This window comes from Pelomonas sp. KK5 (assembly GCF_001984095.1).
Lineage (GTDB): Bacteria > Pseudomonadota > Gammaproteobacteria > Burkholderiales > Burkholderiaceae_C > KK5.
Genome location: NZ_LYVQ01000175.1, coordinates 1 through 13,953, shown reverse-complemented (window position 1 = coordinate 13,953; position 13,953 = coordinate 1). Strand labels below are relative to the sequence as shown.

At 68.7% G+C, this 13,953-nt stretch carries 12 protein-coding genes; 8 read left to right on the top strand and 4 right to left on the bottom strand.

Annotated elements, in window-relative coordinates; genetic code table 11:
* Together B0W88_RS22920 and B0W88_RS34885 are read right to left on the bottom strand one after the other, a co-directional pair.
* The coding region (locus B0W88_RS22920) for a helix-turn-helix transcriptional regulator (RefSeq protein ID WP_144006900.1) at positions 1–739 on the bottom strand (739 nt) is incomplete at its 3' end.
* Positions 740–744: 5 nt separating this feature from the next.
* Entirely contained in the window at positions 745–1,407 is a 663-nt protein-coding gene (locus tag B0W88_RS34885; protein ID WP_077036943.1) for a PEP-CTERM sorting domain-containing protein, read from the bottom strand.
* A 268-nt stretch (positions 1,408–1,675) separates the two neighbouring features.
* Between B0W88_RS34885 and B0W88_RS22910 the strand changes: the two genes are divergently transcribed.
* From B0W88_RS22910 to B0W88_RS22895, 4 genes are all read left to right on the top strand, one after another.
* Positions 1,676–2,803, top strand: a complete 1,128-nt coding sequence (locus B0W88_RS22910; RefSeq protein WP_077036942.1) for a hypothetical protein — start codon at positions 1,676–1,678, stop codon at positions 2,801–2,803.
* An 88-nt stretch (positions 2,804–2,891) separates the two neighbouring features.
* Positions 2,892–3,359 carry an RNA polymerase sigma factor gene (locus tag B0W88_RS22905; RefSeq protein ID WP_198937914.1) on the top strand — a complete coding sequence of 156 codons (468 nt, stop codon included), beginning with the start codon at positions 2,892–2,894 and terminating at the stop codon, positions 3,357–3,359.
* Positions 3,360–4,334 carry a FecR domain-containing protein gene (locus B0W88_RS22900; RefSeq protein WP_083748997.1) on the top strand — a complete coding sequence of 325 codons (975 nt, stop codon included), beginning with the start codon at positions 3,360–3,362 and terminating at the stop codon, positions 4,332–4,334.
* Entirely contained in the window at positions 4,334–4,699 is a 366-nt protein-coding gene (locus B0W88_RS22895) for an STN domain-containing protein (protein WP_144006899.1), read from the top strand. Before B0W88_RS22900 ends, B0W88_RS22895 begins: the two co-directional genes overlap by 1 nt.
* Before the next feature lie 191 nt (positions 4,700–4,890).
* Here the strand turns inward: B0W88_RS22895 and B0W88_RS33780 are convergent, their stop codons facing one another.
* On the bottom strand, positions 4,891–5,043 hold the full coding sequence (locus B0W88_RS33780) for a hypothetical protein (protein WP_158080922.1): 153 nt from the start codon (positions 5,041–5,043) through the stop codon (positions 4,891–4,893).
* Between B0W88_RS33780 and B0W88_RS22890 the strand changes: the two genes are divergently transcribed.
* Genes B0W88_RS22890 through trxA form a run of 4 tightly spaced genes read left to right on the top strand, consistent with a single transcriptional unit; the run spans position 5,014 to position 11,967 of the window.
* Positions 5,014–7,308 carry a TonB-dependent siderophore receptor gene (locus B0W88_RS22890; RefSeq protein WP_158080921.1) on the top strand — a complete coding sequence of 765 codons (2,295 nt, stop codon included), beginning with the start codon at positions 5,014–5,016 and terminating at the stop codon, positions 7,306–7,308. The genes B0W88_RS33780 and B0W88_RS22890 overlap by 30 nt on opposite strands.
* Positions 7,308–9,017 (top strand): ABC transporter ATP-binding protein/permease, encoded by a 1,710-nt coding sequence (locus B0W88_RS22885; protein ID WP_077036938.1) that lies wholly within the window; start codon positions 7,308–7,310, stop codon positions 9,015–9,017. The genes B0W88_RS22890 and B0W88_RS22885 overlap by 1 nt, the downstream gene beginning before the upstream one ends.
* Positions 9,014–10,741: an ABC transporter ATP-binding protein/permease gene (locus B0W88_RS22880; RefSeq protein ID WP_083748996.1), complete on the top strand. Its 1,728-nt coding sequence runs from the start codon at positions 9,014–9,016 to the stop codon at positions 10,739–10,741. Before B0W88_RS22885 ends, B0W88_RS22880 begins: the two co-directional genes overlap by 4 nt.
* Positions 10,738–11,967, top strand: coding sequence for a thioredoxin (trxA, locus tag B0W88_RS33135; RefSeq protein WP_077036936.1), 1,230 nt, complete (start codon positions 10,738–10,740; stop codon positions 11,965–11,967). The genes B0W88_RS22880 and trxA overlap by 4 nt, the downstream gene beginning before the upstream one ends.
* A 13-nt stretch (positions 11,968–11,980) precedes the next feature.
* Here trxA and B0W88_RS22870 read toward each other — a convergent pair.
* Positions 11,981–13,953: DUF4781 domain-containing protein (locus B0W88_RS22870; protein ID WP_233151816.1), on the bottom strand; the 1,973-nt coding region annotated here is incomplete at its 5' end.

The following is a 13,953-nucleotide window of genomic DNA, read 5'->3' as shown; positions in this document are numbered from 1 at the left end:
GGCTGCGCACGCGCGCCGCGGTCTCGCTCGGCTTCTCGCCGAAGCGGCGCCGGTAGGCCTGGCTGAACTGGCTGGCGCTGCGGAAGCGCCAACGCAGGGCCAGGTCGCGGATGCGTTCCGGGCCGTCGCCGCGCCTGAGCTCGTCGTGCAGGCGGTCCAGGCGCAACTCGCGCAGCAGGGCCATCGGGCTCTTGCCGAACTGGCGCTTGAAGGCGCGGCCGAGACTGCTGATGCTGAGCCCGGCGGCCTGCGCCACATCCTGCAGTCCGATGGCGACCGGCAGGTTCGCGGCCATGAAGTCCAGCGCGCGCCTGATCGAGGCCGGCGTGGCCCGCCCTGGCGCGCGCGGGCCGGTGGTGGTGCGCAGCGGCTGCTGCTGCATCACGGCCGACGCGGCCTCCTCCAGCCAGCGGGGATCAGCAGCGCTGCCGGCCTCGCCGGCCAGGGCGCGCAGGCGCCCGGCCAGTTGCGAGCCGATCAGCGGTTCGAACCGCGGGCACTGCGCGGCAAGGTCCCGCATCAGGCCCTGCGGAAGGACGAACTCGATGAGCTGCGCGCCCGCGGCCAGCCGGGTATGGCTGAGCTCCGACAGCGCCGCGATCAGGCCCTGGCCGGCCTGGATCGAGCGTTCGCCGAAGCTGCCCTGGACCTGCATCGCCCCGTGCCGGACCAGGCAGACCAGGTAGCCCTCGGCCTCCTCTCGCGAGCGCATCTCCACCGCCCGCGCAGGGGTCGGCATCGCGCTCAGACCTGGGCCGCCTTGCGGCGGCGCACCGCGACGCCCAGCATGCCCAGGCCCGCGAGGGCGAAGGACAGCGAGGCCGGTTCCGGCACGGCGGACACCGCCCCGGCCTTGAAGTCCAGGATGTCGATCTCGGTGCCGTTCTTGGCGGTGAAGGTGATCTGCTGGATCGGGTCGGAGGTGACGATGCCGAAGAAGGTCGAGGTGCCGGCGCCGCCGATCGTGTCGAAGCTGCCGACGGTGATCGCGCCGAAGTTGATCGTCACCGTGATCGTGTCCGCGCCGTCATAGGTGCCGAGGTCGAAGCCGAGCGCGTAGATGCCGTCGACCTGCGTGTCCATCGCCGCATTGACGCCGGGGATGCCGCGCATCGACAGGTAGGTCACACCGGCACCGTAGGCGCCGTCGTCCTCCAGGTAGGGATGCGTGAAGTGCTGGTAGGTGCTGAAGCCCAGCGGGCCGAGGAGGTAGGGCCGCGCCTCGGCGTTGCCGTCGCCGGTGGGGAAGGTGTAGGTCGACGCGTCCGGGACGGCGGCGTCGAACCTGGCCTCCTTCCAGTAGGTCGTGAAGTCGGTGGCGCTGGCCGGGCTTGCGCCGGCAGCGAGCCCAACGAGGGCTGCGGCGGCCAGCAGTCGCGCCAGGGGCGGGGAGAAGGAAGTACCCATCTGAATCTCCGGTTTCGAGCAGTTGCGAAAGAGAAAATTGGGCCCTCAACAACAGGGATGGCGGCAGATTACAACCCCTAATTCAACACTGCAAATGTTTTCAGTGAGATTTTTGGTGGGATCATCCCTAACATCGAAGTCCCGTGGAGCCCGCTCAGTTATCCTCGCGTCAAAGTTTCCCGCCGCCGAACCCGTGCCCGCCGCTCCTCACTTTTCGACCGATCTCGACCTCGTCGCGCGCCACCTCCGCGGTGCCCTGTCTTCCCTGATGCTGGCCGCCGGCCTGGACCCGACCGACGCCCAGGCCCTGGCCCGCCAGTGGGGCGTGAACCGCCAGCTGTCGTGGAAAGTGGCCAAGGTCATCCAGATCCACGACCCGTACATGGCGCTCCAGCACCTGCCCGGCAACGAGGGCCTGGGCATCATCCTGAAGAAGGCAGAGCAGCTGGGTGTCGAGGCGTCGGTGCTGGCGCAGGTGCGACGGGCCGCCGACGCCTTCGACCAACTGATCGAGACCCACTGCGGCGACCGGGCGGTCTTCGACATCATGGGCAGCGGCCAGTCGCCGATGGAGCAGGCCCGCCAGCAGCAGGAGAACCTGCGCAAGCAGTTCTTCCTCGGCGCCAGCTCGATCTGGGGCGCGCAGTCCAGGGTCAACTATGTGTCCTGGTTCGTCAGCCCCTCGGCGCAGGCCGGCAGCGAGGCGAGCCATGTGGACCTGGTCAACATCAAGGCCTGGATCGGCTTCCGGCGGCTGCGGGAGAACCTGTCGTGGGTGATGTCGCGCCAGATGAGCCGGCACGACAGCGGCGACCAGATGTCGGTCCCGGCCGAGGCGCTGGATCCCCGAGCCTCGGCCAGCGTGCCGCTGCTGATCGACTTCTGCCCCGACCCGATGCCCGAGTTCACGCTGCGGGAGGAGGGCGACCGGACGACGGTCTCGCTGGCGCCGGGACCGGTGGGCAATGCGGGCCAGATCTCCTGCCTGTTCGGCAAGGTGCTGCGCCACATGCCGCATGTGCGCAGCGAGGCCGACCAGTTCTCGCGCTTCATGTGCTACCTGAACGTGCCGAGCGAGGTGGCGATCTTCGACCTGTTCGTGCACCGCTCGATGGCCGAGATGATGCCGCCCAGCGTCACGCTCTCCAGCCAGATCGAGGTCCACGAGCCCGATGCCGAGCGCAGCCGGCTGCCGCTGCACGAGCCGCTGATCGAACTCGGCGTCCCGTCGCCAGCGCCCTTGACGCTGGAGGTGCCGCGCCATGCGGAGCTGATGGAGCTCGTGATGACGCGCATGGGCTGGTCCTCGGACGAGTTCATCGGCTTCAGGCTGCGCATGAACTATCCGCCGCTGCCGGCGGCGCTGGTCATGCGCTACGAACTGCCCGGCGGCTGAGGTCTCGCCGCCGCAAGAAAAAATAGATGTCCGGATTCGCGCGCTGAACCGTCTTGCATGAAAGTGCGGTGCGGGGCCTATGAGCGACTTGTTGAAGATCTGGCGGAAAGTGCGGGGAGTCATCCTCGGGCATGGCGTCGCCGCTCAGGACGCGGACGACATCGTGCAGGAGGCTTTCGCCCGCCTGGAGTCCTACACCCGCGCGCACGAGTTGCAGTCGCGGGAGGCCTTCCTGGTGACGACCGCCTTGAACATCAGCCGCGATCAGGGCCGGCGCCGCGCCTACGCCTCGGAGGTGGGTGACTTCGACCTGGAGTCGATCGTGGACACCGCGCCGAGGCCCGAGGAGCAATTGCGTGCGCAGGAGCGCCTTCGCCGGGCCGATGCGGGCCTGGAGCGGCTGGACCCGATCACCCGCCGCTGCCTGCTGGCGCAGCGGCTGGACGGGATGACCTTCCCCCAGATCGCCGAGCGTGAGGGGATGAGCCTGGCGGCAGTGGAGAAGCGGGTCACGAGGGCGATGGTGTTCCTAACGCAGTGGATGGACGGATATTGAATGACCACACGCGCGGACATTTCTGAACAGCTGGACCTGGCCGAAGCCTCGGCCTGGCTTGTGCGCCTGCAGGACGAGGCCCGCCGGCCCGGCTACGAGGCGGCCTTCCGCGACTGGCTGGCGGAAGACCCGGCGCATGCGCGCGCCTTCGAGCGGGTCACCGACACCTGGGAACTGGTGCCGGCGGCGGCGCGCGCGGCGCGCGCCGCGGCCTCGCGACAGCAGCAGTCGCGTCGCCATCCGCCGCTGCGGGCGATGCTGGCGGGCCTTGCCATGGCCGCCTTCCTTGCCGTGGGCGTGACGGTGATGCTGCCGTCGCTCAGGGATCCGGTCTACGAGACGGCGATCGGCGGACAGCAAAGCGTGCTGCTGGATGACGGTACGCGGATCACGCTGAACACGAATACGCGCCTGTCCGTGCACTACGCCAAGGACCTGCGGCGGATCCATCTCGATCACGGCGAGGCCATGTTCGAGGTGGCGAAGAATCCGCAGCGGCCCTTCATCGTCGAATCCGGCGACGAGCGCGTGCGGGCGCTCGGCACCACCTTCGTCGTGCGCAACGACCTCCAGCGCACGGACGTGCTGCTGATCGAGGGCCGGGTGCAGGTCACGTCGGCCAGCAGCGGCGCGCCTCCGGTCCTGCTGGAGCCGGGAGAACGCCTGCTGCTGCGCGGCGCCACGACGCCCCGCACGCTCGACCGTCCGCCGGTCGAGGAAGTCACGGCCTGGCGCCGCAGCGAGGCGATGTTCGACAACGCGACGCTGGCCGATGCCGTGGCCGAGATCAATCGCTACGGCAGGACGCAGGTCGAGATCCGGGATCCGGAGGTGGCTGCACTGCGGGTCTCCGGCGTGTTCGCGACCCGCGATCCGGTCGAGTTCGCCAACGTGATCGCCAGGCTGCACAAGCTCGAGGTCGTGCCGGCGCCGGGCGGCGGCGTGATCCTGGCTGCCGACCACTCGCCGCGCTGATGCCGAGGAAGATCTCTGGCGGTGCCGCGGTGAACGGCATCCGCCGGCGCGTACGGTTCCTGCTGCTCGCCGCCTTCCTGATGCCCCTGTCCTTGAAGGCGCAGGTGCTGTTCGAGTTCAACCTGCCTGCGCAGGCGCTCGACCAGTCGCTCTGGGCGGTGGCGAGCAGGGCCCATGTCACCGTGGCCTTCGATCCGGCGAACATGGCGGGCAAGCGCGCGTCGGCGCTGACGGGAAGCTATTCGGCGCGCGAGGCCTTGGAGACCTTGCTGCGCGGCAGTGGTCTGCGCGTTCGCGAAACCAGGGGCGGCTCCTTCTGGATCGAGGCCGTGTCGTCGGCGCATGGCGCTGCGGCATCGCGTTAGCGCCAAAGTTTTCCTGTCCGGATCGCAGGGCTGATTCGTCTTAGCAAGCAGGGACAACACAAGCCATATCGGACCTTCACTGAGGAGACTTCGTGCGACTCGCGACGAGAACAGGAAGCAGCGGCATTGCCGTTGTCATCGGGCCCCTGCTGACTCTGCTGGCCCTTGCGGCCGCGGCCCAGGAGCCCAAGTCAGTTTCCGGGGCCGCGCCACAGGCGCAGACAAGGCCGGCCGCCCGCTTCGATCTGAATCTCCCCGAACAGGCGCTCGCGGATTCCCTGCGTGTCCTCGGTCGGGAAGCGCACATCACCATCGTGTTCGATCCTGCGGTCCTTGCCGGTCATCGTGCGCCCGCGCTGCCCGCCGCAAGGTACACCTGGGACGAGGCGCTGCAGCGCCTGCTGGCCGGCAGCGGGCTGGTGTCGCGCCGCACGGCCGGCGGCTCCTATGTGATCGAGGCGGCGCCTGCGTCCGAAGCACAGCCGAACCCGACACATGATGAGCGCACGGCCGCCGAGCCCGCGAGCCTCGAGCGCGTGGAGATCTTCGGCAAGGCGCAAGGCTTCTCGGTCACCCGCCTGCCGACGGCCCTGAAGGACGTGCCGCAGTCCGTCACCGTCATCACCCAGCAGACGCTGCAGCAGCAGAACGCCAACGACCTGGCCGACGCGCTGAACTGGTCCACCGGGATCACGGTGCAGAAGTCGGGCGCCGAGGCCAGCCGCTTCTCGGTGCGCGGATTCGATGTCAATACCGTTCACGTCGATGGTGGCGGCGCCCAGCTGCTGGGGTCCGTGACCGGGCAGATCTCGGCCAGCGACCTGTCGCAGTACGACAGCGTCGAGATCCTGCGCGGGGCCGATGCGCTGTTCGGCGGCATCGGCCAGCCCGGGGGCTCGATCAACCTGACGCACAAGCGCGCCTTGCCGGATGCCTTCGCCAATTTCACGGCCTCGATCGGGTCCTGGAATCACTACCGCCTGGAGGCCGATCTCAATGACAGCTTCGGCGCCGAGGGCCATCTGCGCGGACGCGTCCTGGCGGTGGAGGAGGGCCAGCACTACTTCTACGACACCGCCAGGAGCCGGTTCCACAAGCTCTATGCGGTGGGCGAATACGACCTGCTGCCCGGCACGCTGCTGACGCTCGGCGCCGTGGTGGAGAAGCGGCCGGACTTCGTGGCATTCCAGGCCGGCCTGCCGCTCAATCAGGATGGCAGTGATCCTCAGCTTCGGCGTTCGACGGCGCTCACCTTTCCCTGGGCCAGGAACAGCTTTACCAACAAGGAATGGTTTGCGCGCGTCGAGCACGCCTTCAGCGAGACATGGAAGCTGAAGGCGGGCGCCTCGCGCGTCATGCAGGACCAGACGGGCAGCCAGGTGCTGGCCAGCAGCGCGATCAATCCGGTGACCCGGACGATCGACCTGCCGCAGGTGATGACGGGCAATGTGGGCAGCGGCACGCAGGCTGCGGTCGACCTGACCGTCACCGGCGCCATCGACTGGGCGGGACGCAAGCAGGAAGTGGTGTTCGGCTTCGACCAGTCGCGCTACACGGCGCCGGCCGACATCAACTTCATGCAGCTGATCGGCGCGCCGATCGACCTGGCGCACTTCGACCCGTCGGCCTATGCGGCGCCGACCCTGTCGCTCTACCAGGTGTCCGGTCCGACCCGGGCGCGCACCACGGGCGTGTTCGCCGCCGTCAAGCTGCGCCCGACGGAGGCCCTGGCGCTCAGCGTGGGCGCGCGCAGGACCTCGTATCACCAGGACTCGGAGACGATCATCAGCTTCGGCGGCATGCAGGTCGCGGACTCGCTGCGGTCCATCGGCAGCGACGGGGTGATCACGCCCTTCGTGGGCGCGACCTACAAGCTGGCCGCCGACTACACGCTCTATGCCAGCTATGCCGGAACGACGACGGCCAACGCGCGCCTGCTGGACGCCAGCGGCAACTTCATCGGCGCGGAGAAGGGGACCAACAAGGAGATCGGCCTGAAATGGTCGCCGGGCAGCGGTCGGCTCACGGCCTCGGTGGCGCTGTTCGACATCCGGCAGATCAATGCACCGCAGACGGACCCGAACGCGCCGAGCTCGATCGACCATTGCTGCTACTACCCGGCCACCGAACGCAGCAAGGGCTTCGAGCTGGAACTGGCCGGGCGCGTGGCCACCGGCTGGGACCTGATCGCCGGCTACACCTTCAACATCAATCGCCTGGGAGAAGGCACTGCGCTGAGCACGGTCACGCCCAAGCACCTGCTGAAGCTGTGGACCAACTATCGCCTTCCGGGCGCGGGGCAGCGCTGGGATTTCGGCGGCGGCGTCACGGCCCAGTCGCTGAACTTCAGCGAAGGCACGGCCTGCCCGGCCTTCGATCCTGCCTCCGGCGCCTGCACGGCCGATCCCGTGGCCTTCCGCGCGGCCCAGGGCTTCTACGCGGTGGCGACGCTGCGGGCCGGCTACCGCGTCAACGACGACTGGGCGCTGGCCCTGAATCTCAACAACCTGTTCGACCGGCGCTACTACCAGACCGTGGCCTCCACCGTGGGCGGCAACTTCTACGGTGCACCGCGCAACCTGACGCTGACGCTGCGGGGGAGCTACTGATGCAGGCTCGCGCGAGCCGCGGGCATGTCGTGTTCGAGCTGGCCTCCTGCCTCCTGGCCTCGCCGCAGCGTGCGTCGATGCTCGCGATGCTCCCGCTGTATGGAGGGCTGCTCGGCGCGCAGCAGTGGTTCGGCATCCAGCTCGCGCAGTGGACCGGCCGGATGATGGACGCGCTCGTCCAGCGCGATGCGGCGGCCTTCCGCGAGGTCGTGCCGATGCTGTTCGGTGTCGTCACCGTCCTGCTGCTCGCCTCCGGCACCGGCATGTACATCAACCTCCTGCTGAAGATGCGGGCGCGCACCGCCTTGACGAAACCCTGGCTGCGGCGCTGGCTGGATGGCGGCGAGGTCTACCGGCTCGAGCGCGAGCGCCTGATCGACAACCCCGACCAGCGCATCGCCGAAGACCTGAACCTGATCGTCGACAAGACGCTCGCGCTGCTGCTGGGCGGCGTGAGCGCGTTGGCGGGCGTGTGGCTTCTGTCTGCGCAGCTGTGGCAGCGCGGCGGTGCGCTGGCGTACCAGGTGGCCGGGCATGCGGGCTCGATCGCGGGCCATCTGTTCTGGATCGCGGTGCTGTACTCGGTGCTGGACCTGCTGCTGACCCGGCTGATCGCCCGGCCGCAGATCGGCCTGAACGTGCGGCAGCAGCATGTCGAGGCCGACTTCCGCTTCGGCCTCGTGCAGGTGCGCGAGCATGCGGAGCAGATCGCCTTCCATCGTGGCGGCGCGATGGAGGTCGAACGTCTGCGCCAGTGCTTCCAGCTCGTGCGGGGCAACTGGTATCGGCTGATCGCCTTCCAGGCCGGGTTCAATGTCTTCAGCACCGCCGCCGGCCTGGTGTCCGGCCTGCTGATGTACTTCGTTCTCGGGCCGCGTGTGCTGTCCGGTGCGATGACGATCGGCGAACTGGTCACGCTGAGCTCGCTGTTCGGCCAGGCGCTGGGCAGCCTGAACTGGCTCGCCGGCGCGTGGAAGCAGATCGTCGAATGGCTCGCCGTCCTGCGCCGCCTGGACGAGATGAAGCGCGCGATGGCGCAACCGTCGACGAGCGGCATCGCGCTGGACGAGGCGAAGGGCTTGAGCCTTCATGACCTTCAACTCAGCCTGCCGGACGGGCAGCCGCTGCTGACCGTCGGTGACCTGCGCATCGCCGCCGGCCAGCGCTGGTTGCTGCGCGGGCCCTCGGGCCTGGGCAAGAGCACCTTGCTGCGGGCGATCGCGGGCCTGTGGCCGCACGGCGTCGGGCGCATCGAGGTGCCGCCGGCCGGCCGGGTGATGTTCATGCCGCAGAAGAGCTATCTGCCGTGGGACCGGCTGAAGGCCGTGCTCGCCTATCCGCGGTCCGCGCAGGACTATCCGGACGATGCCTGCCGGCGGGCATTGGTCGAATGCTGCCTGCCTCAGCTGGCCGACCACCTCGACGATGTCGATCGCTGGAGCATGCGCCTGTCGCTGGGCGAGCAGCAGCGCCTCGCCTTTGCGCGCGCCTTGCTCGCCCGGCCGGCCTTCCTGTTCCTCGACGAGTCGACCAGCGCGCTTGATGAACGCACCGAGGCCCATCTGTATCGCCTGCTGCTGGACCGGCTGCCGCTCGCGGCCCTGGTGAGCGTGGCCCACCGGCCGTCGCTGGAGTCCTTTCATACGCATGGCCTGAATCTGTCGGCAACGCGGCCGGCGCAGGTCGTGCCGCTCGGAGCCTCGACATGAATATGGCCGCGCGGCTGTTGCCGAGCCTGCTGCGAGCGCTGGTGCGATCGAGCGTGATGGCGAAGATCCTGGTCTGGGCCGTCTCGATTGCCACGGAGATCTGGCTGTCCGTCACCGCGCTCGGCTATACCGGCGCCTTGATCGACGCGCTGGCCGGGCACGACGGCGCACGCTTCCAGCACACCCTCTGGAAGCTGCTGCTGGTCGCGCTCGTTCACGCGCTGCTCATCGCGGCGAACCTGTACCTGAACGATCGCGTGGCGATGGAGGCCCGCAGCAGCCTGGTCGATGGCTGGTTGCCGCGCTGGCTCGACGGGGAAGTTCTCTACCGGATCGAGCGGGAACATGCGCTCGACAACCCCGACCAGCGCATTGCCGAGGACCTGAAGCTGTTCGTCGACAAGACCCTGGCCCTGGGCTCCGGCTTCTACGTGATGCTGCTGGGTGTCGGCACCTACGCGACGCTGCTGTGGGAGCAGGGCGGCGCCTTCGGCTTCACGCTGGGCGGGCGGGCGCTGGCGATCCCGGGCTATCTGTTCTGGATGGCCCTGGTGTTCGCCTGCGTCGGCACGGTGCTGTCGCGCTGGATCGGCAAGCCGCTGGTGAACCTGACGATGCGGCAGCAGCGCGTCGAGGCGGACTTCCGCTTCGGCCTGATCCAGGCACGCGAGCATGCGGAGCAGGTGGCCCTGTGGCGTGGCGGCGAAGCGGAGTACGAACGCGCCACGGGGCGCTTCGAGCAGATCCGCCGCAACTGGTGGCGGCTGGCCTTCTTCCAGGTGCGGCTGCAGGTGGCGACCCTCGGATTCACGATGCTGCCGATGTACTGCGGCTACCTGCTGATGGCGCCCAAGGTGCTGGACGGCGCGATGACCGTGGGCGCGATGACGATGCTCAGTGCGGCCTTCGGCTCGACCGTGACGCGGCTGAACTGGCCGTCGATGGTCTGGGGTGAGGTCGTTCAGTGGATGGCGGCGGTGAAGCGGCTCGGCGAGATGGACGGCGCAATCGCCGAGCCAGCGAGCCGGGCGGATCCGCGCGCGGAGATCCGGGTGTTGCGAAGCGGGGCCGCGGCCGTCACGGTGCAGCGCCTGGCGCTGTGCCTGCCCGACGGTACGGCCCTGACCGGCATCGCGGAGCTGCAGTTGCGGCCCGGGGAGCGCTGGCTGCTGCGCGGGCCCTCCGGCGTCGGCAAGAGCACGCTGCTGCGCGCGCTCGCCGGCCTGTGGCCGCATGGCCGCGGCACGATCGGCATGCCGGCGCAGGGCGTCATGTTCGTGCCGCAGAAGGACTACCTGCCCTGGGGCACGCTGAAGGCCGCACTGGCCTATCCCCAGCGGCCGGAAGCCTATGGCGACGAGGCCTGCCGGCAGGCGCTGATCGATGTGCGGCTTCCTCAGTGGGTCGATCGGCTGCATGAGCGCGAACGCTGGAGCCTGCAGCTCTCGCCGGGGGAGCAGCAGCGCCTCGCCTTTGCGCGGGTGCTGCTCGCCAGGCCCGCCTTCCTGTTCCTCGACGAATCGACCAGTGCGCTCGATCTTGACACCGAGCGACACCTCTACCAGTTGCTGCTCAAGCGGCTGCCACTGGCGGCACTCGTCAGCGTGGCGCATCGCAGCACGCTGGACGCCTTCCATGACCACCGTCTGCTGCTCGCGAGCGCGAGACCTGCAGCGGCGGACGACGCTCCCCTTCCTCATCAACCGTGGATGCAGAACGCATGACGACCAACAGCACAGCGCCAACCGTGGCCGACTTGAACGAAGCCGACTTCACCGCAGAAGTCGAGCACTCGCCGATCCCCGTCTTCATCGACTTTCATGCCAGCTGGTGCGGGCCGTGCAAGGCGCTGGCTCCGATCTTCACTGATCTGGCGCGGACCTACGCCGGCCAGGTCAAGTTCCTCAAGGTCGACGCGGACGACAACAAGAACCTGACTCGCCGCCTGGGTGTCCGCGGGCTGCCCACGCTGATGCTGTTCAAGGACGGCGTGGCCGTCGAACGCGTCGTCGGCAGCCATCACAAGGCCTTCTTCGGCGAGTTGCTGAACCGCCATGCGGCGCAGCCTGTCAACGAGCCCGGTGCGCAAGGTCGCAGCTTCAGCGCATTCCACGGCGATGCCGCCGTGCGAGACCGGGTCGTCGCGCAGGTGAGCAGGCAGGAAGCCCTTGAGGAGGACCTGGGCATTCCCGAAGCCGTAGGGCGGATCCAGGAAGCCGTCCATGCGCTGCTGATCGAGCACGGCGAAGCGCGGAGCACGCCGGCGCGTGGCCAGCGCCCGCTTGAATGGTGGCGCGCGATCCCTCCTGGCGCGGACCTCCAGCGCCTGCCGTCCCGCTTCACCCATCTCTTCCTGCTGGATCTGCTGCATCACGGCGCTCACACCGGGGGCGAACTGTCGGAGGATGCGCATGCCACGGTTGCCGCGGTCGCGGTGCTTCATCTGAGGGCGGCCGAGGACGTCGCTTCTCCTGCCTCGGCCGATTGGGAGCGCGCACGCGCGGCCGCGACCACCTTGCACCAGGCGCTCGGCGACGAGGCAGCGCATCAGCACGCGCGCCATCTGCTCGATCTCGCGGGGCGCCTGGCCTGGCCGGTCCAGGTGCTGGACGGCGCCGTCGTCGACGCGATCCACGGCCAGCTGCATGCGGAAGTCGCGATGGCGGTCCGCAATACCTACACGGACGAGGCATGGGCGCAGAGCCTGGAGCTTCTGAAGACGATCGAGGCCACGTTCCGCAAGGCCTATGAAGACAGGTACGGCAACGGTCCGACGCCGCCGCGCCAGGACATCGAGGCCATGGCGGAGTACCAGTCCGGTCAGGCCCTGTTCGAGCCTCACCGGCGCATCAGGGAGGCCGAGCTGAACCGGGTTCGGCCGATCTTCGGCGAGCGCATGCATGCCCTGCTGATGCGCGCGCTCGCGCAGACCACGGGCATGCCCGGCTAGCCGTGCCCGCTCCTCAGTTCATCGGATGCGGCTCGCCGGGATTCGTCCCCATCTGCTTGCGGACGATGCGGCGGACGTGTTCGAGAATCACCGTGTTCTCGTAGCGGAACGAGAACAGCAGGTTGTCGGGATCCTGTGCCCGGCTCGGCACGTCGGTCTTGCGTTCGGCATGCTCCAGCGTCACCTGCATCTCGATGAACTTGCCGGGCTTGGCCGGGTCGGGCACGCGCAGGAAGGGCGCCTTGCCCTCCTCGAAGGTGAGCCCGGCGGCCTCGATCTGCCCCCGCATGTCCTTGTTGGCGTAGACCGCCTTCCAGAACTCGCCGCGCACCGGGTCGTAGGCTTCCTTGCCGAGCTTTGAGGCTTCCTCGCGGTACTGCTGCGCCTTCTTGGTGTTGCCCTTCGCCTCCTCGACCAGCGCCAGCTTCTCGCGGATGCGGATCTTCTCCAGCGCTTCCTTGGCCACCGGCGCGTTCTTCACCGCTTCGCTCCAGGCCTTGCCGAAATTCTTCGACAGCTTCTTGCCCATCATGTCGACCAGGTGGTCCATCTGCTCGGACTCCAGCCCCATCGCGTCGGCCAGCGCCTGCGCGTTGTCGGCGGCGTTCTTGCCGGCCTTCTCGGTCTTGGGCATGCCACCCTTGACGGCGTTGATCGCCTCATCGGGCTCCAGGTCGCCCGGCTTCAGCGGCTTGGCACCCTTGTCGAGCTTGGTGTCGAAGGCCTTCTCGAACCAGCCCTGGTCGGCCTTGGCGGCGACCTTCTCGAGCCGCGCGCGCTCCTTCTCGGGGATGAACTTCTTGCTCTTCTCGTTCCAGTACATGCGCGGCTTGCCCTCGGCGGCGATGTGCGGCTCGATGTCGCCGGCCACCCACTCGTAGCCCTTGGGCAGTTCGACCTTCTCCCAGCCCATCTTCGCCGCCTGGTCGCGGCCCGCACCCGGCGAAGCGACATAGCCCTTGCCCTGCTGGTCGAAGAAGTCCAGCTTGGCGTTCTCCTTCAGGATCGCCTCGTTCAGCTCGATCTGCCGGGCATAAAGCTGGGCCTTTTCGGCCTCGCTGGCGGTGCGCGCCTTCTGCTCGACGAGCTCCAGCTCGGCCCGGATCTTCTTCAGCTCCTCCGTGGCCTCCCAGGCCACCGAGCCCGGCGGCGGCTTGTCGGCGTCGGCATTGCCCATCATCCGCTTGAGCTTCTCCTTGAGCGTGTAGGTGGCCTCCATGCTGACGGCGGCGTCGGAGTGCAGCGCCAGCATCTCCTTGGTCGGGTAGGTGCCCTCGTAGACGATGGTCATCCTGCCCTTGTCGTTGATGACGGCGATCTTCTCGCCGGCCTTGAGCTGGCCGGCCTTGGCGGGCTCGACGTTGAAGGGCGTGCCGTGCTCGATCTGGTTGCGGATGCGCGTGTAGTCGAACTGCTCGCGCACGCCGCCGCCCTGCTTGACCTGCGCCGCCTTCATGCCGACCGCGAAACCCAGCGAGGCCAGGCTCTTGGCCCGTTCGGTCTCGTCCATGCTGTCCCACCGCGAGGCCAGCGCGTCGATCTGGTTGGCGATGCCGACCATGTCGGTCACGTTGCCGGCCCAGGTCAGGCCGGCAATGAGGGTGGCGCCGGCGCGGCTGATCTTGGCCCCTTCGGCGGTCGTCGCAGCGACGAACTTGCTCGCGCCCATGGAGGCGACGGCGAAGGCGTTCGAGGCCACGTCGATGTAGGCGCCGCGGACGGCATCGTCATGCACGTCGGTGAGGCTGTGCCCCTTGTCGCTGAGGTCGGCGAGCTTCTGGATGCCGCGGCCGCCGGCATAGGCCGCCGCGGCGCCGGCGACCAGCGGCGCCGCCGTGCCGCCGGAGCCGACGAGGATGATCGCGCCGGCCACCGCGCCGGCCGCGAACGCGACGTCGTCGGCGATCGCCGCGCCGCGCGAGCCCGTGCTGTCCTTCGGCGTGCGCCGCGTCTCCAGCGGATTGCCCAGCATCAGGTCCTTAGGGA

Excerpts from the sequence above, each read along its gene's own strand:
- trxA (WP_077036936.1), top strand. The coding sequence starts at position 10,738 with ATGACGACCAACAGCACAGCGCCAACCGTGGCCGACTTGAACGAAGCC.
- B0W88_RS34885 (WP_077036943.1), bottom strand. The coding sequence starts at position 1,407 with ATGGGTACTTCCTTCTCCCCGCCCCTGGCGCGACTGCTGGCCGCCGCA.
- B0W88_RS33780 (WP_158080922.1), bottom strand. The coding sequence starts at position 5,043 with ATGACCGGCAAGGACCGCAGGATCGAACACGATGGTGATGTGCGCTTC.
- B0W88_RS22885 (WP_077036938.1), top strand. The coding sequence starts at position 7,308 with ATGCAGGCTCGCGCGAGCCGCGGGCATGTCGTGTTCGAGCTGGCCTCC.
- B0W88_RS22900 (WP_083748997.1), top strand. The coding sequence starts at position 3,360 with ATGACCACACGCGCGGACATTTCTGAACAGCTGGACCTGGCCGAAGCC.
- B0W88_RS22880 (WP_083748996.1), top strand. The coding sequence starts at position 9,014 with ATGAATATGGCCGCGCGGCTGTTGCCGAGCCTGCTGCGAGCGCTGGTG.
- B0W88_RS22895 (WP_144006899.1), top strand. The coding sequence starts at position 4,334 with ATGCCGAGGAAGATCTCTGGCGGTGCCGCGGTGAACGGCATCCGCCGG.
- B0W88_RS22910 (WP_077036942.1), top strand. The coding sequence starts at position 1,676 with ATGCTGGCCGCCGGCCTGGACCCGACCGACGCCCAGGCCCTGGCCCGC.